The organism is Rhizobium sp. L43 (assembly GCF_002531725.1).
In the GTDB taxonomy this organism is placed as follows: domain Bacteria; phylum Pseudomonadota; class Alphaproteobacteria; order Rhizobiales; family Rhizobiaceae; genus Rhizobium.
In genome coordinates this window covers 80,285-101,096 of sequence record NZ_NWSQ01000023.1, presented here as the reverse complement: position 1 = coordinate 101,096, position 20,812 = coordinate 80,285, and the positions used below count along the sequence as shown (strand labels likewise).

Sequence of the window (20,812 nt, the reverse complement as noted above, 5' to 3'; positions counted from 1 at the left end):
AGGCGTTCAGCGGCCGTTTTCGCGTGTGCCTTCCTCGTGTCCGGCCGGGGCTTTCGGGGCGGCTTCGGAGGCTTTGGTTTCGCGGTTCCGACGCCCGTTCAGCCGGTCGCGGATGCGCTGGATGATGTCCTTGAGATTGAGGAAGATCGGCAGCGTAATTGCCGGTTCGACTGCTTCGAGCGACATGCCGACGGAGGTGATGTGGTCGTGCTCGTCGAGATCGCGAACGATGAGGATGATCGATCCGAGGCGGACGCGGTCGGCATAATCGGCCTTGCCGCCAAGGCGCTGCCGCATCAGCTCGGCGATCGTCAGGCCCCTTTCGGATTCATTGAGCAGGCCGGGGCCATAGGCGGCGTCGAGATCGGCGGCGGGGCGGGCGGGGGAGAGCGCGAAGGCCCCGAAGAATTCGGCATCGTCGTCATCGACCGGCGCACGGCTGGCGAAGAGTCGGTCGAGCAGGCGAGAGTAACTCGGGACGATGAAGAGATAGACGAGATCGTGCTCGCGCAGCCGCCCGGCATATTGGTAGCGCATCGATTTGCCGTCGCGGATGACGAGCGAGGGTGTCGCCCAGCGCGGAATGCGCTCGCCGCGCAGCACCGGGCTATCCTTGATGACGCGGTAGGAGAGCAGCTCGTGGTTGGCCGCACCCGGCAGGTCGACCTCGACCTTGTCGACGGCGCCAATGCGCGGCGGAATGATCAGGCCGAGCTTCTTGGCGACGGGCTTGATGGTCCAACCCTGGAGGAGCAGGGAGACCAGCACGATGATGAAAGCGGTGTTGAAATAGATCTGGCCGTTCGGGAGCCCGCCGAGGATCGGCATGATGGCAAGCAGGATGGAGACGGCGCCGCGCAGACCGACCCAGGCGACGAAGCCGATCTCCTGCTGCGTGTAATCGAAGGGAAGCAGCGACAGCCAGACTGCCAAGGGTCGGGCGATGAAGATCAGAAAGAGGGCAAGCAGAATGGCCGGGACGATGATAGCCGGGAATTGCGACGGCGTGGCGAGCAGGCCAAGCACCAGGAACATGATGATCTGCGCGAGCCAGGTCATGCCGTCCTGGAAGCGCTTGATGGTGCCGATCGCCTGCATCTTGCGGTTTCCGGCGTAGATACCGGCGACATAGACGGCAAGGAAGCCGCTGCCGCCGACAGCACCGGTGAAAGAGAAGACGAGAAGGGCAAGCGCCAGCACGAAGATCGGCGTCAGGCCGCGATCGGTATCGAGCTTGCTGACGATCAGCACGATCATCATGCCGCCGAGCAGGCCGAGAATGACGCCGAGGCCCATCTGCTGCACGAACATGGCGAGCATACCGATATTGATGCCGGCATACCGCTCGCCGCTCGCCAGCACCTCGACAAGAGCGATGGTGAGGAAGATCGCCATCGGATCGTTGGTGCCGGATTCGACCTCCAGCGTCGAGCGCACCTTGTCGCGGATGTTGATGCCGCCGATGCGCAGCAGGAAGAAGACGGCGGCGGCATCCGTCGATGCGACGATCGAGCCGAGCAGCAGGCCTTCCAGCCAGGTGAAATTCAAAAGCCACATGGCGGCGAAGGCAAAGAGCGAGGCGGTGATCAGCACGCCGACCGAGGCGAGCGCCAGCGAGGGTACGGCCGCCAGCCGAAAGGCCTGCATCGGCGTGCCGAAGCCGGAATCAAACAGGATGACGGCCAGCGCGATGGAGCCGAGAATATAGGCGAGGTAATTGTTGCTGAACTCGATGCCGAGGCCGTCGACACCGGCGGCAAGGCCGATCATCAGGAAGAGCAGTAGCAGGGGGGCGCCGAAGCGGAAGGCGAGCAGGCTCGAAAAAGCGGCAAGAAGCACGAGCGCCGTCGAAACCAGCACCACGATATAGAACGCTTCCATGCCCACCCCTTTCCAACGACTGCTTGGCGGCCACCCCGGGCCGATCCGCCTTACTTCCAAACTCTCCCTCACCCGCGGCGGTCCATCAGTAAACGGCAAAACGCCAGAGAAGGGTAGGCCTTGCGGCTTAACCTCGTCGCGATGCTGCATCATGCTGCTGAACGGCTGCCGGACGGCCAGCCGACGTGGAATGCTACGGGAGAAACTCTCTATAAAGAATGTATAGGAAAATCAGGCGAGAGCAGGGCAAAAGAGATAGGCACGAATTTTTCCTGCCGACATCTGCAAACGGCAGCAGGATAAGACAGGCTCCTGCGTTCACGCGGCCCGTTTGCCCTGTCCAATGACTAGGAATGGATTGGAGGGCGGGATGCAGGAGCGCTGAAATGAACGCCGAGATTTTTCTCGGGTAGGAAATCCGGCCGCCGCGCGCAACCAGCTGTAGATTTTCAGAAGCGGCCGGCTGTTGCTCTGCTATCTCAACACGGCCTGAAGTATGACGATGGCGAGAAACGAGAGGCTGATGAACGCGGCAACCCAGATGACCAGACGATTAGCCTTTGCCAGAACGGCAGGTCTGACGTCCCGCTTGGGGTGAAACCGCTGCCGCCGCTTGAGGGTGGTGTGGGACAAGCGTTTTTGTGCCTCTGCCATTTATCACCTCCTTGGATCATGTCAGCCATTGTGCCGTGCTGCTCATTTCCTCAATCTATCACGCCTGGCCAGCGGATGGCCAATCCATGAGGCAACATCCTATTCTGCAAGCGGCAACGCCACATCGAACGCGTCGCTTCGATGTGGCGAAAACCGGAAAAAGATGCGGATCGCCGGTCAGTCTTCCGTGTCGTCGCCCTCGTCGGTCAGATCCGCGACCGGGACCAGGAAAACGACGAATTCGTCCTCGATCGTCCGTTCGGGATCGTCGTCGAATTCATAGGCGTGCTCGACTTCGCTTGCTTCCTCGGCGGTCGCCTTGCGCAAACTCAGGGTCGCCTTGCGGTCCCAGAGGGGCTTGCCTTCGGATTCCAGAATGGTCAGATCGTCGCGAAAGTCTTCCGCCTCGAAGAAATGCGTCGCTTCCTCGGCATTTTCCGAGCGAAAGCTGGCAACGGCACGGCCGGCGATTTCAACGGTAAAGTAATCCATCCATCTCTCTTTATCTCCCCCAGACGACGATGCGGCTGCAGGGGTTATCGATGACGCCGTCGCCGACTTCGGAACCGAGCAGGTCACGGCGGTCTGTGCATGTCGAATGCTCAAGGTCGCCTATCCTACCAAATCCGGTGCTGGAAATGGGAAATGATGCGGCATGAGCGTGGATAACAAAACGGCCCGGTTTCCCGGGCCGCTTGCGATCGTCGATCGTCAGGCTCTTAGATGAGCTTGGCAAAGGCGACGGCGGTGTCGGACATGCGGCTGGAGAAGCCCCACTCGTTGTCGTACCAGGACAGGACGCGCACGAAGTTGCCTTCCATGACCTTCGTCTGGTCGGTTGCGAAGATCGAGGAGTGGCTGTCGTGGTTGAAGTCACGGGAGACCAGCGGCTCGTCGGTGTAGCCGAGGATGCCCTTCAGCTTGCCGTCTGCCGCAGCCTTGATGGCTTCGTTGATTTCGCCGACGCTGGTCGCCTTCTTGGCGACGAACTTGAAGTCGACGACGGAAACGTTCGGGGTCGGAACGCGGATCGAGGTGCCGTCGAGCTTGCCCTTGAGGTGCGGCAGAACGAGGCCGACGGCCTTGGCTGCACCTGTCGAGGTCGGGATCATCGAAAGAGCGGCGGCGCGGGCGCGATACAGGTCCTTGTGCATCGTGTCGAGCGTCGGCTGGTCGCCGGTGTAGGAGTGGATGGTGGTCATGAAGCCGTGGTCGATGCCGACGGCGTCGTCGAGAACCTTTACGACCGGCACCAGGCAGTTGGTGGTGCAGGATGCGTTGGAGATGACCAGGTGCTCCTTGGTGAGCTGGTCATGGTTGACGCCGAAGACGACGGTGAGGTCAGCGCCATCGGCAGGAGCCGAGACGATGACGCGCTTGGCGCCGGCCGTCAGGTGGGCGGCGGCCTTGTCGCGGGCGGTGAAGATGCCGGTGCATTCCATCGCGATGTCGACGCCGAGTTCGCGGTGCGGCAGCGTTGCCGGATCCTTGATCGCCGTAACCTTGATCGGCTTGCCGTTGCCGACGATGATCGTGTCACCTTCGACCTTCACGGTTGCCGGGAAACGGCCGTGGATCGAGTCGTAGCGCAGCAGGTGGGCGTTGGTTTCGACCGGGCCGAGGTCGTTGATGGCGACGACTTCGATGTCGGTGCGGCCGGATTCGACGATCGCGCGCAGGACGTTGCGGCCGATGCGGCCGAAGCCGTTGATGGCAACCTTGACTGTCATGTTCATTCACTCCCGATAGAGTAGGGCCCGATAGAAAGGGCCTGGAATTGAGGAGATGGAGAGCGCCTCAAGGCGCCCTCATTAAAGCTTTGCTTCTGCGGCTGCAACGACGGCGTCGGCAGTGATGCCGAAATGCTTGTAGACGTCCTTGACCGGACCGGAAGCGCCGAAGCTCTTCATGCCGATGAAGGTGCCTTCCGGTCCGATGAACGCATCCCAGCCTTCGCGAACGGCGGCTTCGACGGCGATCTTGACCGGTGAGTTGCCGAGGATTTCCCTGCGATAGGCGTCCGGCTGCTCGAAGAACAGTTCCGTGCAGGGAACCGATACGACGCGGACGGTGACGCCCTTGGCTTCGAGTGCGGTACGGGCAGCAACGGCGATTTCGACTTCGGAGCCGGAGGCGAAGATCGTCACCTTGGCGTCGGCATTGCCGGCCAGCGTATAAGCGCCCTGTTCGCAGAGGTTCTTTTCGCTGTATTCGGTGCGGGCGGCGAGCAGGTTCTGGCGTGTCAGAGCAAGGCCGGAAGGACGGTTGTGCGTCTTGACGGCGATCTGCCAGCATTCCGCCGTTTCCGTGGCGTCGGCGGGACGGAAGACCATCAGGTTCGGGATGGCGCGCAGACCGGCGAGTTGTTCGACGGGCTGGTGCGTCGGGCCGTCTTCGCCGACGCCGATCGAGTCATGCGTCAGGACGTGGATGACGCGGATGCCCATCAGCGAAGCAAGGCGAATCGGCGGGCGGCAATAATCCGAGAAGATCAGGAAGCCGCCGCTATAGGGGATGAGGCCGCCATGCAGCGCGATGCCGTTCATGGCAGATGCCATGCCGTGCTCGCGGATGCCCCAATGCATGTAGCGACCGGCGAAATCCGTCGGCGTGATCGAGTGCATCTGGCTGGTCTTGGTGTTGTTCGACGGCGTCAGGTCGGCCGAGCCGCCGAGCGTTTCCGGCAGGAAACCGTTGATCACCTCGAGTGCGTCTTCCGAAGCCTTGCGGGTGGCAAGCGTCGGCTTGGTCTCGGCGAGCTTTCTCTTGTAGGCGCTGATCGCGGCGTCGAAACCTTCCGGCAGTTCGCCCGCCATGCGGCGGCTGAATTCGGCCTTGGCCGGAGCCTTGGCGAGGCCGTCTTCCCATGCCGTGACGAGATCGGCGGAGCGGGCGCCGGCTGCACGCCAGCTGTCCAACACGTCCGACGGGATGACGAAGGCTTCGGATTCCCAGTTCAGCGCCTTGCGGGTGGCTGCGATTTCCTCGGCGCCGAGCGGGTTGCCATGGACCTTATGGGTGCCCTGCTTGTTCGGGGCGCCGAAGCCGATGATCGTCTTGCAGGCGATGAAGGTCGGGCGATCGGAGTTGTGGGCGGCTTCGATTGCGGCGGCAATGGCAGCCTGATCGTGACCGTCGATCTCGATCGTGTTCCAATGAACGGCTTTGAAACGGGCGATCTGATCGGTGGAATCCGAAAGAGACACGGCGCCGTCGATGGTGATCGAGTTGTTGTCCCAGAACAGGATCAGCTTGTTGAGCTTCAGGTGGCCGGCGAGCGCGATGGCTTCATGGCTGATGCCCTCCATCAGGCAACCGTCGCCGCAGATCGCATAGGTATAGTGATCCTGAAGCTCGGAGCCGAACTCCTCGCGCAGCTTGCGTTCGGCAATCGCCATGCCGACGGAATTGGCAATGCCCTGGCCGAGCGGGCCGGTCGTCGTTTCGATGCCGGTGGCGTGCCCATATTCCGGATGGCCGGCGGTCTTCGAGCCGAGCTGACGGAACTGCTTCAGATCCTCGACCGTCATATCGGGATAGCCGGTCAAATAGAGCAGCGAATAGAGCAGCATCGAACCATGGCCGGCCGACAGCACGAAGCGATCGCGGTTCGGCCAGTGCGGCTTCTTCGGATCAAACTTCAGATATTTGGTGAACAGGACCGTCGCCACGTCGGCCATGCCCATCGGCATGCCCGGGTGACCGGAGTTCGCCTTTTCGACGGCGTCCATGGCGAGAAAACGGATCGCATTCGCCATCCGGTCATGTTGTTCGGGAGAGGTCATGGCTTTTCCGCAAGTTCCGGGTGTCGGGGGGATGGCCTCGAGCCTCCAAGACCATCGAGTGAAAGCGGCAGACACATAGCAGTTGGCGCTGGCAAGTCAATAAATGGGACGCCAAATCCGGGCAGGCAGCAGCGATTTTTGACATTTGATCGCGCGATTGTACAAATGACGAATCTCGTGCGGCGATCATGTGTAAAGTGCTCATCCACAGGATAGGCCGGTGGGCAAGTGACAGGATTTATTGACGGGCCGTTTGCGAGCGGCATATCCTTTTGAAATCACAGGATCGGCGCGGCGTGTCGATTCGCGGGTCCTGCGCGGGAATCGAGAAGGCATGATGCCCACAGGCAAAACCATGGAAGCAGCGCTCAACGAATTGAGGCAGGCGATTTCGAGCCTCGAAAACGCCGTCGACATGCGCGTCGAGCGGCAGCGCGAGCAGGGTGAGATCGAAGGCGAGGTGCGGCGCGTGCACGCCGACCGCTCCCGGCTGGCGCAGGAGCTCGACCAGGCCGAATTCCGCGCCAACCGGCTGGAAGAGGTCAATCGCGAGGTGTCGCGGCGGCTGGTGACGGCCATGGAAACGATCCGCGCGGTTCTGGATCGCTAGAACAGGATGATTTTAGGCCAGGCCCAAAATCTGAATCCTGTTCTAATTTAAAAAGTTAGAGCATGATGTCGTCCGAAAACCGCTCACACTTTTCGACATCATGCTCTTATAGAAAGAGTTTGGCATGGCGCAGGTGACGGTAACGATCGACGGCAAGGCCTATCGCATGGCCTGCGAGGAAGGGCAGGAGGATCACCTGACCGATCTCGCCACCCGCTTCGACCACTATGTCGGCCATCTCAAGGGGCAGTTCGGGGAAATCGGCGATCTCAGGATCACCGTCATGGCCGGTATCATGATCATGGACGAGATTGCCGAGCTGACACGCCGCGTCGCCGGGCTGGAATCCGAACTCGAGTCACTGCGCGGCAACCGCGACACGGTGCTTGCGGCCACCGCTCGCACCGAAGAAAATCTTGCGGCAGCACTCAGCGAGGTTTCAACCCGCATTCGCGGCATCACCGACAAGCTGAACGGCCGGCCCGCCCCCGAACTCAATTGATCTTAATTAAATAGAGACGACTTGCCGCCGCCACTGGCGCGCCAGCGCAAACGACCTTATATAACGCGGTGCGGTCTGCGCCTCTCGACAGGAACCACAATCCCTGGGGCCATACTCGATCCAAAGGGAGCTGTCCCTGGCCAGGCCCGTGGGCCTGGACACACGGCGCCCACCTACGTTTGTAGGCACCCAGGATCGTAAACATCCATCGGTGGTCGTGGATCGCACCTTTCCCTTTTTTCGTTGACGAAGACAACGGCTGTGGAGGCGGGCGCGGCTACAGCGCCGCGGGTCTTTTCAGACGCGCAAAGGACGCTGTAGCACTTTGAACGGCTGCATAATTTTATCCTTAAATCGGAATCGAATTAAGGAATTATGCAGAACGCGTCCGCCTTCTTTCAGCACATCGGTTACTTCTTCAGGCCGGGAAGCGTGACCTGGAAGACCTGGAACATGGTGTCGACGTCGGCACCGCCTTCCGCCTTGTAGGCGGCGCCCACCTGGAAACCGTCCTGCGTGAGGAAGTCGTTGTCATTGGCGACGAACAGGAAGTAGTCGTCCGGCAGGTTCGGGTCGAGAACGCTTGCAAGGCCCATGGCTTCCCATTTTTCCGACAGGTTGTTCTTGTCGTTCGGTGCGCCGTTGTGCAGGCCGAAGCGGGCAAGGTCGGCCTTGTCGTTGAGGTCGATGAGTGGTGTCAGCGTCGCCGGCTTCAGTGACGGGTCGACGATGCCCTTCGGCGCGATCGGCTTGCCGGCATCGAAATCGCTGCCGGCAATATCGGTCGCATTGGAAAGGTCTGCGATGTCGATCTTGCGGTAAAGCGAGGTATCGCCCTTCAGGCCCTGACCGTTGCCGCTGTCACGGGCGATCATCAGGAAGGTCCTGTCGGAAAGAGCAACGATTTCGCTCTCTGCGGCGATCGTCGTCTTGTCCTTGGTGTCCTTGAAGACCGGCAGGGGGACGACACATTCGTGCACCAGTTTCAGGTGATCGGGATCGGCGGCGTCATAGATCATGGCGCGGGTATTCTGACGGGTGGAGCTGGAATCGCCGCCGTCCTGGCGGGCGGCCGACTGCAGCACTGCTACAATGAACTTGCCGTCCGGCGTCATCGCCATGCCTTCGAGGCCCTGGTTGTTCTGGCGGCCGGTCTCCGGATTCTTCGGGTCCGGAGCGGATGCGCCGGGACCGGGATTGTTGGAGGCGAAGCTCAACGCGCCCTTGCGCATCGGCAAAAGCGCCTTCGGCGGCTGGGTGGCCGAGAGCAGATGGCCGTCGGCCGAGAAGCGGTAGATATAGGGCCCGTATTCGTCGCTGACGAACATGGTGCCGTCGGCCATGCGGATGATGGCTTCATTGTCGAGGGCGATCTTGCCGTTTATCGCCTGCGGCAGCGGCGGAAAATCGCCGGCAGCGGCGCGCACGCCGAATTCCGGGTCGAGACCGGTCATGTCGCCACCCTTGTCGTCGACAAAGAGCGTGGAATCGACGAGCTTTGCGTCGACGCCCGACTGTTCCTTGCCGGCCTCGGGTGCCGCACCTGGAGCGGTCGGCGTCAAGCCGATCGAGATGGTGTTCAAGCGCGGGCGATAGTCGACGGTGCCGACGGCGTTATAGCCCCGGTCTGGCAGCAGATAGAGCGTGCCCTTGTAGCCGGCGCCGTCGCGGCTCCAGGCGGCGGAATCGATCGCCATGCCGGAGCCGGAACCGAAGGTCTCGCCGAATTTGTCGCGCTGGTTGGCCGGGATGCGGCCGATGCCAACCAGACCCTTGTTGACGAAGGTGAGGCCGCCGACAGTGGCGGAATTCTCGGCACTGGCGACGGCCGGAATGGCGGCGGATGCCGCAAGAATCGCGGCGAACAGCCGCGCGTATGATCTGATGTTCTTCATGAAATACCCTCTCGGTCAAAGCGTTCCTGCAGCGGCCCGCCCAGGCTGGACACCGCTTCAAATGACACCCCGGCCCTGGATTCGATTTCCCGATGGCAGAACACGCCCTGGATTTCGCCGCCCCATATCCCCGTCAGACGGTCTATGACGAGTTCATGATATCTGGATGACGCTTTGCAGCGAAAAGGCCATGCCGAGAGAATGTCGGGCTTTCGCCTTTCCGCAGTTCAGCTTGCTGCCCTATCCCACGGGATAAGGCCCTTCGGCAAAGACCACGTCGTGGTAACCTTTCGAGCCGACATCAAGCGCCAAAGGGCTGCGCCATTCCCTGTTGTCTCGCAGGCAATCGAGCACGAAACGGAAATCATATCGCGGCTGCCAGCCGAGTTCCCGCCTTGCACGTGCGTTGACATAGACACGGTCGAGCGTTGGAAAGATCTTCCAGCCGCGTGATGCATAGAGGGCGCCTGCACCCGGGAACAGCCGTTCGACGACATCAGGCGCGTCGTGCCTGATCGCAGCAAGATCGCTTACCGAAAACGGCGTCGTGGCGGAGACGATATAGCGGCCGAAGCCGATTGCCGGCGCTTTTTCGAGCGCCAGCAGATGGGCGCCGACCGCATCGGCGATATCGACGCGGCGGTGAAGAAGCTCGTTGGCCTGCGCATTTTCCGCCGGATAGCGGCTGCGAATGTCTGGATTGTCGTCGTTTTCGGGAAAGAAACGTGATGTCCTGAGAATGACCACCGGCAGGCCGGACTTGCGGGCGACGAGTTCGCACAGACCTTCGGCGGCGAGCTTCGTGACCCCGTAGATGTTTTTTGCGACCGGCAGCACGTCCTCGGTCACCCATGCTGCCGGTGCGCCGGCAGCCGGCGTTAATGCCGCACCGAAGGTGCTGGTGGTGCTGGTGAAGACGAAGCTTGCGACGTCTGCGGCGACGGCTTCTTCAAGCAGGTTCAGCGTGCCGGCGATATTGGTGTCGAGGAAATCGCGATTGTCATGGGTCGCCACATGCGGCTTGTGCAGCGTCGCGGCATGGATGACGCAGCTGATTCCTGACACCGCTTGCCGGATGAAAGCGCGATCACCGATCGAGCCGACCATATCGGTGAAAGCCGAGGGCTTGATATCGATGCCGCGCACCCGCCGGCTTTCGGCCCTCAAAGTGCGCATCAGCGCCTCGCCGAGATGGCCCGCACTTCCCGTCACCAGTATCGTCATCGCATCGCCTCCCGACCATTCAGGAGGCGGAGGCTATAAAGACGGGCATTCCCGGACAACGCATAAATTATGCATGGGAATGCAGGAAAGCTGCAGGCTCCGAGATGGTCGGAGCGTCGGCAGTTCGGGCGGCGCCCGACCTGCCAGCGGGATCATTATTCCGGCTGGCCCTCAAGATCGCCTTTCAACCGGTCGAGGATCGACAGGGCGTGACCGGCATAGGCGCTGATCCAACGGTCGTAGATGTGCTTGATCGGCAGGCTGTTTAAGTGGTTCCAGCGCTCGCGGCCCTCCTTCCTGGCGATGACCAAGTCTGCCTCCTCCAGCACTTTCAGATGCTGCATTACCGTGCAGCGGTCCATCTGCGGAAACATCTCGCAAAGCGTCCCTGTGGTCCGAGGACCATCCTTGAGCAGGTCGAGGATTTCGCGGCGGCGATGGTGGGCCAGCGCCTTGAAAACCGGATCGTCTTCTGATTCGCTTGACATGTTATGTTTTTATAACATAATGATGCCGGGTACAATGACAAACAGGTGCAATGGAGAAGAGGAGAAGTGCCATGTCTCTCGGAATCCGTGTTTCCGGCCGCATCGGCCGTCCCGTCGCAGAGGTGTTCGACGCCGTCGTCAACCCGAAGAAGCTCAGCAGCTATTTCACCACGATCGGCGGGGCGAGCGCGCCACTCGTCCAGGGCAGGACGGTAACCTGGTGGAAGGATGCGGCGGTTGAGGTGGTCGAACTCGTGCCCGGAAGCCGCATCGTGCTCCGTTGGGACGGCGGCACCGGCGAAGATAAGGCGACCTATAAGACGATGGTGGAGATGAACTTCAAGCCGCTGGAGGATGGCGGCACGCTGGTGACCATCGCCGAAACCGGCTGGCGTGAAGACGATGCCGGCCGGCGCGGCACCTATCTAAACTGTGAAGGCTGGACGCAGATGCTGTGCTGCATGAAGGCTTTCGTCGAATACGGTATCAATCTGCGCGAGGGCATGTTCCTCAGCGAAATGAAGGGCGAGCCGGCCAGCGCGCCTGACGCTTGACGAGCGCATCGGCCGCAGGAGATCGGCGGCGCAATCGTCGCATTCGCCGATAAGGCCGAGACTTCGCTTGCCTGTCACACTGCGGGTGCTAATTTCCGGATTCGATACTTCGTCTCGGATTTCAGGAGATTCATTATGCAGCTTGGCATGGTTGGTTTGGGCCGCATGGGCAATTACATGGTCCAGCGCTTGATGCGAGGCGGTCACGAATGCGTCGTCTACGACGCCAGGCCGGAAAGCGTTGCCGAGCTCGCGGGCCTCGGTGCGACCGGCAGTGCTTCGCTCGAGGAATTCGTCTCGAAGCTCACCCACCCCAGGGCGATCTGGCTGATGCTGCCGGCGGCGATCGTCGACAAGGTGCTGGCGAGCCTGGCGCCGCTGCTTGAGAATGGCGATATCGTCATCGACGGCGGCAATTCCTATTATCACGACGATATCCGCCGCGGCGCCGAACTTATCACCAAGGGCATCCATTATGTCGATGTCGGCACCAGCGGTGGCGTCTTCGGCCTCGAGCGCGGCTATTGCCTGATGATCGGCGGCGAGAAGGGCACCGTTCAGCATCTTTCGCCAATTTTCGCGACGCTGGCGCCCGGCGCCGGCACGACGGAAGCTTCGCCGAACCGGAGCGCCGAAGCGGCTGCGGCGAGCACCGCCGAACAAGGCTACCTGCATTGCGGCCCGCATGGCGCCGGCCATTTCGTCAAGATGGTGCATAACGGCATCGAATATGGACTGATGGCCGCCTATGCCGAAGGCCTCAATATCCTGAAGCACGCCAATATCGGCGCCGCCTCGCATGAAGTCGATGCGGAAACCGCGCCGCTCGCCCATCCGGAGCACTTCCAGTACGACCTGAACCTGCAGGATGTCGCCGAAGTCTGGCGCCGCGGCAGCGTCATCACCTCCTGGCTGCTCGATCTCACGGCCGATGCGCTGCATGCCGATCCGGCGCTGGCGAAATATGCCGGCCGCGTCTCCGATAGCGGCGAAGGCCGCTGGACGATCATGGCGGCAATCGACGAAAGCGTGCCGACGCCGGTGCTGAGTGCCGCTCTCTACGGCCGCTTCTCCTCGCGCGACAATGACGAATTCGCCAACAAGGTGCTGTCGGCGATGCGCGCGGGCTTCGGCGGCCATGTGGAAAAGCCGGCTCCGAAATCCTGAAGGCAGGCGACTTTCCGCACCATTCCGACAAAGCCGTCCTCCCGAAATGGTGAGCGCAGCGCTTCGTTTCGAGGTGGCGGCGACGTTGGCCTTTCCTAGCCATCGGTATGGTTTTCCTACTGCTTGCTGGCGGCAACGGTCGCGAGTATCCATTGCACAATGTCGGCGCTGCTTTGTACAAGCGGCCGACATTTCGTTGGAGGCGGTCATGGAGCGTGGCATGGCAGGGGGCTTGAAGGCCGTCCTATTCGGCATACTGGCATTGCTTGCGCTTTTCTCGGCGGTTTCGCCTGGCTTTTCCCAAACGCCGCCGGCGCAAGTGCCGGCCGCGGCGGCCCCACCGGCCCAGGTGCGTGAGATGATGCAGCTCATGCAGACGCCCGAGGTCAAACAGTGGATGTCGACGCAGATGGCTGCGACGCCTGCGGCCGATGCAGCGTCTGAAAATCAGATGTCGATCCTGTCGGGTCTGCTGCAGCACGCCCGCCGGCATGTTTCGATGATCTCCGATGCGGCAATGGCATTGCCCTCGCAGATCGGCAATGCGTCCTCGCTGTTCCTCGGTGAAATCACCGCCACCGGCTGGCCGCGCATGGTGGCGCAGTTCCTGGCGATCTTCCTGTTCGGCGGGATCGTCGAAAGCATTGCCCGTTATGCCTTCCGCCGCCGGCGTCGCCGGCTGGTTGAGATGGCGGGTATGCATCTGGCGCCGCGCGTCATTCCGGCATTGATCTTCGCTGCGGCAACGGTGCTCACGCTTCTCAGCCTCAGCTGGCCACCGCTCAGCCAGAGCATCGCGATCGTCTGCGTCGTTGCACTCATCGTCCAGCGCTTTACGATCTGCCTCGGCGGCGTGCTGGTCGATCTCATCGGGCTGGCACGGGCCGAGGAAGAGCGGCAAGGCATCACCGCTCCGATCATGCCGGGGCGCGCCATCGCGCTCTTCTGGTATCGCCGTTGCGCGATTTTCGTCATCTATTTCATTTTCGGCTGGGCGCTGATCCAGTCGATGGAGCCGCTCGGCTACTCCCCGAGCGCCCGGCTCCTGATCGGCTATTTCCTCGGTATCGGCCTGTTGTTGATCGCGATCGAGGCGGTCTGGTCGCGGCCCCACAAGGACGAGAAGCGCGGTCACGGGGTCTCCTGGTCGTTCACCGTCTATTTCCTGCTGCTGTGGAGCATCTGGGTGGCGGGCTTCAACTGGCTGCTTTGGCTCGGCATCTACGTGTTGCTGCTGCCGCGCGTGCTTGCCGTCTCGACGCTTGCGGTGAAATCGCTGCAGCAGACCGAAGCAAGCTTCCTTGCCACGCGCCGGATCGCGACGGTGCTGCTCGACCGCGGCGTGCGGGCGCTGATTATTGCCGTTGCCGCCATCTGGCTCGGGCATATGCTCGGCGTCGGTGCCGATACGATGGCCGCCGGCGATACGATGGCCGACAAGATCGCGCGCGGTATCATCGGCGGCATCGTCATCCTGCTGGCCGCCGACCTGCTCTGGCATGTCATCAAGGCCTATATCAACGGCAAGCTGCTCGATTCATCCATGGATGGCGGAGCAACCGACGAGGAGAAGGCCAAACGCGCGCGGATACACACGCTGTTGCCGATCTTCCGCAATATCCTTGCCGTCGTGATCGCCGTCATCGCCGTTCTGATGGTGCTCTCGGGCCTCGGCATCGAGATCGGGCCGCTGATCGCCGGCGCCGGTGTTGTCGGCGTCGCGGTCGGCTTCGGCGCCCAGACGATCGTCAAGGACGTGATCAGCGGCATGTTCTATCTCTGGGACGATGCCTTCCGTATCGGCGAATATATCGAAAGCGGCAGCCACAAGGGCGTGGTCGAAGCTTTCAGTCTGCGTTCGGTGAAGCTCAGGCATCATCGCGGGCCGCTGACGACGGTGCCGTTCGGCGAACTCGGCGCGGTGAAGAACCTCAACCGCGACTGGACGATCGACAAGATCAGCCTCAACGTCAAATACGACACCGATCTTGTCAAGGCGAAGAAAGTGATCAAGCAGATCGGCCAGACGCTGCTCGAAAATCCGGAATTCGGGCCTCATATCATCGAGACGCTGAAGATGAAGGGTGTCGAACAGTTCGGCGAATTCGCGATCGAAATCCGGCTGTCGATTATGACCAAACCCGGCGAGCAATTCGTCATCCGCCGCAATGCGCTGGCGATGATCCGCAATGCCTTCAACGAAAACGGCATCGAATTCGCCGTGCCGACGGTGCAGGTGGCGGGCGATCGCGATGCGGAGGTCGATGCCGCCGTGGCGCGCTATGCCGCGCATGCGCGGGCCGGCAGCGAGCCGGCGACGTAAACCCTCACATCGCCCCGGCGGCTGCAATCAGCAGGCCGCCGATGATCGCCATATTGGTTTTCCAGGTGTTGATCGCGCTTTGGCGAGCCGTTCCCTGCATATCCCAGAAATTCAGCAGCATGATCGTGGCGGCAAGGGTGAAGACGATGAGGCCGAATGCCGCCGCCGTGACGAAAAGTCCCAGTATCAACAGGATGCCGGCGACGATCTGGAACATGCTGCCGGAGAGCAGCACCCATTTCGCAAAAGGAATGCCGCGGGCTTCGATCGCGTCGGTCAGCGGCACGATAACGAAAAAATGATGAATGCCTCCAGCGACATAGAGGCCGCCCAGCAACAGACGGCCGAGGACAAGCATCATGAAGGCTGGACCGTCCTGCATATCAAACCGTTCTCCCTTGCCTCGAATCCCGTTGCCGGGCAAAGCTCGGCCCAAGCTTACGAAAATGCAATGGAGCGTTACGTCGACCTGCGCAAATTCGCCCCAATTGGGGATGATTGAGGCGCAGGCGGCGGGGCTTGGAGTAGCGGCGGCATGGTTTCATAGAGCTTATGCGCCTCTCATGTTACGTCTTTCGAAAATGATTCCCGCCATGCTGCCAATTGCGGCAGGTACGAGATGTCGGGTTACGGCAAGTTGGAAGAGATGGAAGAAACGGACGATTTTTCTTTTCGCGGGCTTTTCAGGCGTTACAGGACGCCGTTGATGGCAGCCGCGACACTCGTGGTCTTCTGTCTCGTCGGTTATGCGATCATGCAGCTCACCAACGAGGTGCGCTATGACGACGTCGTCGATGCGCTGGCGGCGACCAAGCCGAGCGCGATCCTGCTTGCGCTCTTCTTCACGGCACTCAGTTTCCTTTCGCTGATCTTCTACGATCTCAACGCTATCGAATATATCGGCAAGAGGCTGCCCTTTCCGCATGTGGCGCTGACGGCGTTCAGCGCCTATGCGGTCGGCAATACCGCCGGCTTCGGGGCGCTTTCGGGCGGTGCGATCCGCTACCGCGCCTATACGCGCCTCGGGCTTTCGCCGGAGGATATCGGTCGCATCATCGCCTTCGTGACGCTGTCCTTCGGCCTCGGGCTGGCGGGCGTTGCGGCGATCGCCCTCATCATCATCGCCGACGAGATCGGCCCGCTCATCGGCGTCAGCGCCTTCCTCCTGCGATTGATCGCCGGTTCGATCGTCGCCATTCTCGGCGCTGTGATGATCATCGGCCGTGACGGGCGCGTGCTCAATCTCGGCCCTGTGGCAGTTCGTCTGCCGGATTCGCGCACCTGGTCGCGGCAGTTCCTCGTTACCGCCTTCGATATTGCCGCCTCGGCGTCCGTGCTCTACGTGCTGCTGCCGCAGACGGCAATCGGCTGGCCGGTCTTCCTCGCCGTCTATGCGATCGCCGTCGGTCTCGGCGTGCTCAGCCACGTTCCGGCCGGGCTCGGCGTGTTCGAGACCGTGATCATCGCGTCGCTCGGCAGCGCGGTGAACATCGATGCCGTGCTCGGATCGCTGGTGCTCTACCGGCTGGTCTACCATGTGCTGCCGCTGCTGATCGCCGTGCTCGCGGTCTCGGCCGCCGAGTTGCGTCGTTTCGTCGACCATCCGGCCGCCTCCAGCGTGCGGCGCATCGGCGGACGGCTGATGCCGCAGCTGCTGTCGGCCCTCGCGCTGCTGCTCGGCGTCATGCTGGTATTTTCGAGCGTCACGCCGACGCCGGACCAGAACCTCGAATTCCTCTCCAACTATCTGCCGCTGCCGCTGGTCGAAGGGGCGCATTTCCTCTCCAGCCTGCTGGGACTCGCGCTCGTCGTCGCCGCGCGCGGCCTTGGCCAGCGACTCGACGGTGCCTGGTGGGTGGCCGTGTTCTCGGCTGTTGCCGCACTGACCTTGTCACTCCTGAAGGCGATTGCGCTCGTCGAAGCCGCTTTTCTCGCCTTCCTCATTTTCGGGCTCTTCGTCAGCCGTAGGCTCTTTACCCGCCATGCCTCGCTGCTTAACCAGGCGCTGACGGCGTCCTGGCTGATGGCGATCGCCGTCATCGTCGTCGGCGCCGTCGTCATCCTGCTCTTCGTCTATCGCGATGTCGAATACAGCAACCAGCTCTGGTGGCAGTTCGAATTCACCGCCGAGGCGCCACGGGGCTTACGCGCCGTGCTCGGCATCACCATCATCTCGTCGGCGATCGCCATCTTCAGCCTGCTTCGGCCGGCGACCTTCCGGCCGGAACCGGCGACGAACGAGGCGCTGTCGCGTGCCGTCGATATCGTCATGAAGCAGGGCAACGCCGACGCCAATCTGGTGCGCATGGGCGACAAGAGCATCATGTTCTCGGAAAAAGGTGACGCCTTCATCATGTACGGCCGGCAGGGCCGCTCCTGGATTGCGCTGTTCGACCCGGTCGGCGAGCATCGCGCCGTGCAGGAACTCGTCTGGCGTTTCGTCGAAGCGGCGCGCGCCGCCGGCTGCCGGGCCGTCTTCTATCAGATCTCGCCGGCGCTGCTTTCCCATTGCGCCGATGCCGGCCTTCGCGCCTTCAAACTCGGCGAACTGGCGGTGGCCGATCTCAGGACATTCGAAATGAAGGGCGGCAAATGGGCGAACCTTCGCCAGACGGCTAGCCGCGCCCAGCGCGACGGGCTGGAATTCGCCGTCGTCGAACCTGAGAACGTGCGCTCGGTCATCGATGATCTCTCCGCCGTTTCCACGGCCTGGCTCGAGCATCACAACGCCAAGGAAAAAGGCTTTTCTCTCGGCGCCTTCGATGCCGATTACGTCTCCTCGCAGCCGGTCGGCATCCTGAAAAAGGACGGCAGGATCGTCGCCTTCGCCAATATCCTCGTCACCGAATCCAGGGAGGAGGGCACGATCGATCTCATGCGCTTCTCGCCGGACGCGCCGAAGGGCTCGATGGACTTTCTCTTCGTGCAGATCATGGAATATCTGCGCGGTCAGGGTTTCACCCACTTCAATCTCGGCATGGCGCCCCTCTCCGGCATGTCGAAACGTGAGGCGGCGCCCGTCTGGGACCGCATCGGCAGCACCGTCTTCGAACACGGCGAGCGCTTCTACAACTTCAAAGGCCTTCGGGCATTCAAATCCAAGTTTCATCCGCACTGGCAACCGCGCTATCTTGCGGTATCCGGAGGGGGCAATCCGATGATCGCGTTGATGGACGCGACATTTCTGATCGGGGGCGGATTGAAAGGGGTAGTGAGAAAATGATCAGGACAATCCTTCTTGCCACGGCATGCGCCTGCATGCTCGCGGCCGCACCGGCTGATGCCGCCGAAAAGACCACACAGAGCTTCGAAGCCGGGCTCATCCCGTCGCCGCACATCTTCCTGCCGGAAGGGGAGGTGAAGGGTACGGTGATGCTGATTTCGGATGCCGCCGGCTGGGGCGACTTTGAGAAGGCCGAGGCCGACAGGCTGGTCGCCGAAGGCGCCGTCGTCATCGGCGTCGACTTTCCCTCCTATATGAAGGCGCTCAGCCGATACGACGTCAGCCTCAACGACGGCTGCGTCTACATGGTTTCGGACATCGAGTCGCTGAGCCAGCAGGTGCAGCGCGCGACCGGCAACAGTGCCTATCACCTGCCGATCGTCGCCGGCATCGGCGAAGGCGGGGCCCTGGCGCTGGCGATCGCCGCGCAGACGCCGGATGCGACGATCGGCCAGACGCTCGCCGTCGATCCGAAGGCCGGCATTCCGCTCGCCCAGGGGCTTTGCACGCCGGCTTCCAAGCAGGTCGTCGGCCAACGCACCGTGTATGGCCTCAGCGACGGCGCTTTGCCGGATCCGATCGTCACCGTCTTCACGCCCAATGCCGACAAGGATGGCCGGACGCATGCCGAAGCGCTGAAGAAGATCCATGCTGCGATCGAGATCCGTGATTCCACCGACGATGCGCAGACGGTGTTTGGCGATACGCTCGACGATCTCGTCACCGCCTCGGGCGCCTTCGGCAATCCGCTCGGCCTGCCGCTGGCGATCCTCGAGGCGACCCCCGCCCTCGATACGATGGCGGTAATCTATTCCGGCGACGGCGGCTGGCGCGACATCGACAAGGAGGTCGGCGCCACGCTGCAGAAGGAAGGCATTCCGGTCGTCGGCGTCGATTCGCTTCATTATTTCTGGTCGGAGCGCAAGCCGGGGGAGACCGCCGCCGATCTTTCGAAGATCATCGATTTCTACCGAAAGCAGTGGAAGGTGAAGCACGTGCTGCTCGTCGGATATTCCTTCGGCGCCGATGTCGTGCCGGCCACCTATCAGCTCCTCAAACCAGCCGAAAAGTCGGCGGTGGCGCAATTGTCGCTGCTGTCGCTCTCGCACGAAGTCGACTACGTCATCTCCGTACTCGGTTGGCTCGGCCAGAAAACGGATGGGGCTGGAGGCGATCCCGTCAGCGATCTGAAGAACATCGATCCGAAGCTCGTGCAATGCATCTACGGCAAGGACGACGATGACGATGTCGCCTGTCCGGCGGTGAAGGAGAGCGGCGCCGAGGTCATCGAACTGCCCGGCGACCATCATTTCGACGAGAATTACGACCTCCTTACCAAGACGATCATCGACGGGCTGAAGAGGCGGCTGCAGAACTAAAGCGCCGCGCGTCCGATCAGCGCATTAGCCTCTCTTCGCTCCAGCCGAGGTCGGCGAGTTCCCCGCCGCGAAATCGCGCATCGTCGGCGACGATGAATTCATCGAGCTGTGGCGGCACGACGCTGGTGCCGGAGAGCATCGCATGCACCTGGCCACGATGATGGGTCTGATGCTGAAAGAGGTGAGTGAGCACGTCTTCCATCCGCTCCTCCTGGATGCGGGCGCCGCGATGGAGGCTGACGGTCGAGGCGAGCCTCTCCGGCGTCAGGGCCTCGCAAAGCGCCACCAGGCGCTGATCGACCTTCGCCTGCGCTTGCGCAAGGGATAAAACGTCGTCGAACGGTTCGTCGACCTCAAAAGCCTGGAAGCCGAGCGTGCCGCCTTCCAAGCCATCGACATAGAACCAGTCGACCGTGATGATGTGGTTCAAGGTTTCCTTGATCGAGGGGAAGAAGCTCACGCGCGGCGCTTCGAATTCGCCGGGCTTCAATGCCGTGCAGGCTTGAAGCAGACGATGGTTGGAAAGGGCGTTGTTATAGGCAAGTTTGCGGAATGGCCTGACGGGGTCGAAGGTCGGCATCGGCGCATCTCCTCTTCCAGCGTTTCTGGTGGGTCAGTTCTTGCCATCGAGGTTGCCATCCCGCCAGACGAGATGACGTGGCGCAACGGGAAGGGCCTCGATTTCATCGGCGATGAAATAGGGCGGGATGTCGAGTGCGGTCAGGGCCTGGCGCGTTGCCGGCACCCATTTGAATTCGAGATGGTTGTCGCCGTCCTCGACGCGATGGATGATTTCGTGTGGCTCGAAGGGGAATTCCGGCGGGATGTCCATCAGATAATAGAGGCCGAGTTCATGCCAGTCGCGCTGCTCATAGTGGAAAAAATTCTCGACGACCCAGAGCAGGCGGGAGACGGTGACCTCGACGCCCAGTTCCTCCACCATCTCCCGTTCTAGCGTCTCTTCCGACGTCTCGCCGATTTCGGCCCTGCCGCCCGGAAAGGTCCAGAAGGGCTCGTGCACGGCGCGGTGAACGAGCACGTGGCCATCGCGAAAACCGAGGCCGGCGATGCGATAGTTGAAACGCTCAGCGCCGGCAGTCAGGCGGATGAGAGTGCGCTTGGCCATG

18 protein-coding genes and 1 other RNA gene are annotated in these 20,812 nt (G+C 61.8%); 8 read left to right on the top strand and 11 right to left on the bottom strand.

Features of this window, described 5'->3' with window-relative positions; all coding sequences use genetic code 11:
- Positions 1–6 precede the first annotated feature (6 nt).
- The 5 genes from CO667_RS26310 to tkt form a co-directional block, all read right to left on the bottom strand.
- A complete protein-coding gene (locus CO667_RS26310; protein ID WP_097621218.1) occupies positions 7–1,881 on the bottom strand; it encodes a potassium/proton antiporter in 1,875 nt (624 codons plus the stop codon).
- A gap of 474 nt (positions 1,882–2,355) precedes the next feature.
- Positions 2,356–2,535: a hypothetical protein gene (locus CO667_RS26305; RefSeq protein ID WP_097621217.1), complete on the bottom strand. Its 180-nt coding sequence runs from the start codon at positions 2,533–2,535 to the stop codon at positions 2,356–2,358.
- Positions 2,536–2,712: 177 nt separating this feature from the next.
- Positions 2,713–3,027, bottom strand: a complete 315-nt coding sequence (locus tag CO667_RS26300; protein ID WP_097621216.1) for a hypothetical protein — start codon at positions 3,025–3,027, stop codon at positions 2,713–2,715.
- Positions 3,028–3,254: 227 nt separating this feature from the next.
- A complete protein-coding gene (gap, locus tag CO667_RS26295; protein ID WP_047616479.1) occupies positions 3,255–4,265 on the bottom strand; it encodes a type I glyceraldehyde-3-phosphate dehydrogenase in 1,011 nt (336 codons plus the stop codon).
- An 81-nt stretch (positions 4,266–4,346) separates the two neighbouring features.
- On the bottom strand, positions 4,347–6,320 hold the full coding sequence (gene tkt, locus CO667_RS26290) for a transketolase (protein ID WP_097621215.1): 1,974 nt from the start codon (positions 6,318–6,320) through the stop codon (positions 4,347–4,349).
- A gap of 334 nt (positions 6,321–6,654) precedes the next feature.
- On the opposite strand from tkt, the gene CO667_RS26285 reads away from it, so the two are divergent.
- From CO667_RS26285 to ssrS, 3 genes are all read left to right on the top strand, one after another.
- Positions 6,655–6,930 (top strand): DUF4164 domain-containing protein, encoded by a 276-nt coding sequence (locus CO667_RS26285; protein ID WP_012758879.1) that lies wholly within the window; start codon positions 6,655–6,657, stop codon positions 6,928–6,930.
- A gap of 124 nt (positions 6,931–7,054) precedes the next feature.
- Entirely contained in the window at positions 7,055–7,432 is a 378-nt protein-coding gene (locus CO667_RS26280) for a cell division protein ZapA (RefSeq protein WP_097621214.1), read from the top strand.
- Between the two features lie 69 nt (positions 7,433–7,501).
- Positions 7,502–7,660, top strand: a non-coding RNA gene (ssrS, locus tag CO667_RS26275) — 6S RNA.
- 182 nt (positions 7,661–7,842) lie between these two features.
- Here the strand turns inward: ssrS and CO667_RS26270 are convergent.
- The 3 genes from CO667_RS26270 to CO667_RS26260 form a co-directional block, all read right to left on the bottom strand.
- Positions 7,843–9,327, bottom strand: a complete 1,485-nt coding sequence (locus CO667_RS26270) for an esterase-like activity of phytase family protein (RefSeq protein WP_097621213.1) — start codon at positions 9,325–9,327, stop codon at positions 7,843–7,845.
- Positions 9,328–9,567: 240 nt separating this feature from the next.
- A complete protein-coding gene (locus CO667_RS26265) occupies positions 9,568–10,551 on the bottom strand; it encodes an NAD(P)-dependent oxidoreductase (protein WP_097621212.1) in 984 nt (327 codons plus the stop codon).
- 155 nt (positions 10,552–10,706) lie between these two features.
- A complete protein-coding gene (locus CO667_RS26260) occupies positions 10,707–11,039 on the bottom strand; it encodes a metalloregulator ArsR/SmtB family transcription factor (RefSeq protein ID WP_097621211.1) in 333 nt (110 codons plus the stop codon).
- 71 nt (positions 11,040–11,110) lie between these two features.
- Between CO667_RS26260 and CO667_RS26255 the strand changes: the two genes are divergently transcribed.
- The 3 genes from CO667_RS26255 to CO667_RS26245 all read left to right on the top strand — a co-directional run bounded on the left by CO667_RS26255 (position 11,111) and on the right by CO667_RS26245 (position 15,083).
- Entirely contained in the window at positions 11,111–11,593 is a 483-nt protein-coding gene (locus tag CO667_RS26255) for an SRPBCC domain-containing protein (protein ID WP_097621210.1), read from the top strand.
- Between the two features lie 135 nt (positions 11,594–11,728).
- Positions 11,729–12,760, top strand: coding sequence for a phosphogluconate dehydrogenase (NAD(+)-dependent, decarboxylating) (gnd, locus tag CO667_RS26250; protein ID WP_097621209.1), 1,032 nt, complete (start codon positions 11,729–11,731; stop codon positions 12,758–12,760).
- Between the two features lie 208 nt (positions 12,761–12,968).
- A complete protein-coding gene (locus CO667_RS26245; RefSeq protein ID WP_097621208.1) occupies positions 12,969–15,083 on the top strand; it encodes a mechanosensitive ion channel family protein in 2,115 nt (704 codons plus the stop codon).
- A 4-nt stretch (positions 15,084–15,087) separates the two neighbouring features.
- On the opposite strand, the gene CO667_RS26240 is transcribed toward CO667_RS26245, so the two are convergent.
- Entirely contained in the window at positions 15,088–15,465 is a 378-nt protein-coding gene (locus CO667_RS26240; RefSeq protein ID WP_097621207.1) for a DoxX family protein, read from the bottom strand.
- 237 nt (positions 15,466–15,702) lie between these two features.
- Here CO667_RS26240 and mprF point away from each other — a divergent pair, with 237 nt between their 5' ends.
- A complete protein-coding gene (gene mprF / locus CO667_RS26235) occupies positions 15,703–18,306 on the top strand; it encodes a bifunctional lysylphosphatidylglycerol flippase/synthetase MprF (RefSeq protein ID WP_097621206.1) in 2,604 nt (867 codons plus the stop codon).
- Positions 18,303–19,685: an AcvB/VirJ family lysyl-phosphatidylglycerol hydrolase gene (locus CO667_RS26230; RefSeq protein ID WP_097621205.1), complete on the top strand. Its 1,383-nt coding sequence runs from the start codon at positions 18,303–18,305 to the stop codon at positions 19,683–19,685. Before mprF ends, CO667_RS26230 begins: the two co-directional genes overlap by 4 nt.
- A gap of 16 nt (positions 19,686–19,701) precedes the next feature.
- On the opposite strand, the gene CO667_RS26225 is transcribed toward CO667_RS26230, so the two are convergent.
- Positions 19,702–20,265 (bottom strand): DinB family protein, encoded by a 564-nt coding sequence (locus CO667_RS26225; RefSeq protein WP_097621204.1) that lies wholly within the window; start codon positions 20,263–20,265, stop codon positions 19,702–19,704.
- A 33-nt stretch (positions 20,266–20,298) separates the two neighbouring features.
- The gene (locus CO667_RS26220) at positions 20,299–20,811 is read right to left on the bottom strand and encodes an NUDIX hydrolase (protein ID WP_097621203.1); all 513 of its coding nucleotides are present in this window, start codon (positions 20,809–20,811) and stop codon (positions 20,299–20,301) included.
- Position 20,812: the final 1 nt, after the last annotated feature.

Bases quoted from the DNA above. Each gene is read 5' to 3' on its own strand.
- CO667_RS26255 (WP_097621210.1), top strand. From the start codon at position 11,111: ATGTCTCTCGGAATCCGTGTTTCCGGCCGCATCGGCCGTCCCGTCGCA.
- CO667_RS26225 (WP_097621204.1), bottom strand. From the start codon at position 20,265: ATGCCGACCTTCGACCCCGTCAGGCCATTCCGCAAACTTGCCTATAAC.
- CO667_RS26310 (WP_097621218.1), bottom strand. From the start codon at position 1,881: ATGGAAGCGTTCTATATCGTGGTGCTGGTTTCGACGGCGCTCGTGCTT.
- CO667_RS26270 (WP_097621213.1), bottom strand. From the start codon at position 9,327: ATGAAGAACATCAGATCATACGCGCGGCTGTTCGCCGCGATTCTTGCG.
- CO667_RS26305 (WP_097621217.1), bottom strand. From the start codon at position 2,535: ATGGCAGAGGCACAAAAACGCTTGTCCCACACCACCCTCAAGCGGCGG.
- CO667_RS26285 (WP_012758879.1), top strand. From the start codon at position 6,655: ATGATGCCCACAGGCAAAACCATGGAAGCAGCGCTCAACGAATTGAGG.
- gnd (WP_097621209.1), top strand. From the start codon at position 11,729: ATGCAGCTTGGCATGGTTGGTTTGGGCCGCATGGGCAATTACATGGTC.
- CO667_RS26300 (WP_097621216.1), bottom strand. From the start codon at position 3,027: ATGGATTACTTTACCGTTGAAATCGCCGGCCGTGCCGTTGCCAGCTTT.
- CO667_RS26230 (WP_097621205.1), top strand. From the start codon at position 18,303: ATGATCAGGACAATCCTTCTTGCCACGGCATGCGCCTGCATGCTCGCG.
- mprF (WP_097621206.1), top strand. From the start codon at position 15,703: ATGTCGGGTTACGGCAAGTTGGAAGAGATGGAAGAAACGGACGATTTT.
- CO667_RS26265 (WP_097621212.1), bottom strand. From the start codon at position 10,551: ATGACGATACTGGTGACGGGAAGTGCGGGCCATCTCGGCGAGGCGCTG.
- CO667_RS26280 (WP_097621214.1), top strand. From the start codon at position 7,055: ATGGCGCAGGTGACGGTAACGATCGACGGCAAGGCCTATCGCATGGCC.
- tkt (WP_097621215.1), bottom strand. From the start codon at position 6,320: ATGACCTCTCCCGAACAACATGACCGGATGGCGAATGCGATCCGTTTT.
- CO667_RS26260 (WP_097621211.1), bottom strand. From the start codon at position 11,039: ATGTCAAGCGAATCAGAAGACGATCCGGTTTTCAAGGCGCTGGCCCAC.
- CO667_RS26220 (WP_097621203.1), bottom strand. From the start codon at position 20,811: ATGGCCAAGCGCACTCTCATCCGCCTGACTGCCGGCGCTGAGCGTTTC.
- CO667_RS26240 (WP_097621207.1), bottom strand. From the start codon at position 15,465: ATGCAGGACGGTCCAGCCTTCATGATGCTTGTCCTCGGCCGTCTGTTG.
- gap (WP_047616479.1), bottom strand. From the start codon at position 4,265: ATGACAGTCAAGGTTGCCATCAACGGCTTCGGCCGCATCGGCCGCAAC.
- CO667_RS26245 (WP_097621208.1), top strand. From the start codon at position 12,969: ATGGAGCGTGGCATGGCAGGGGGCTTGAAGGCCGTCCTATTCGGCATA.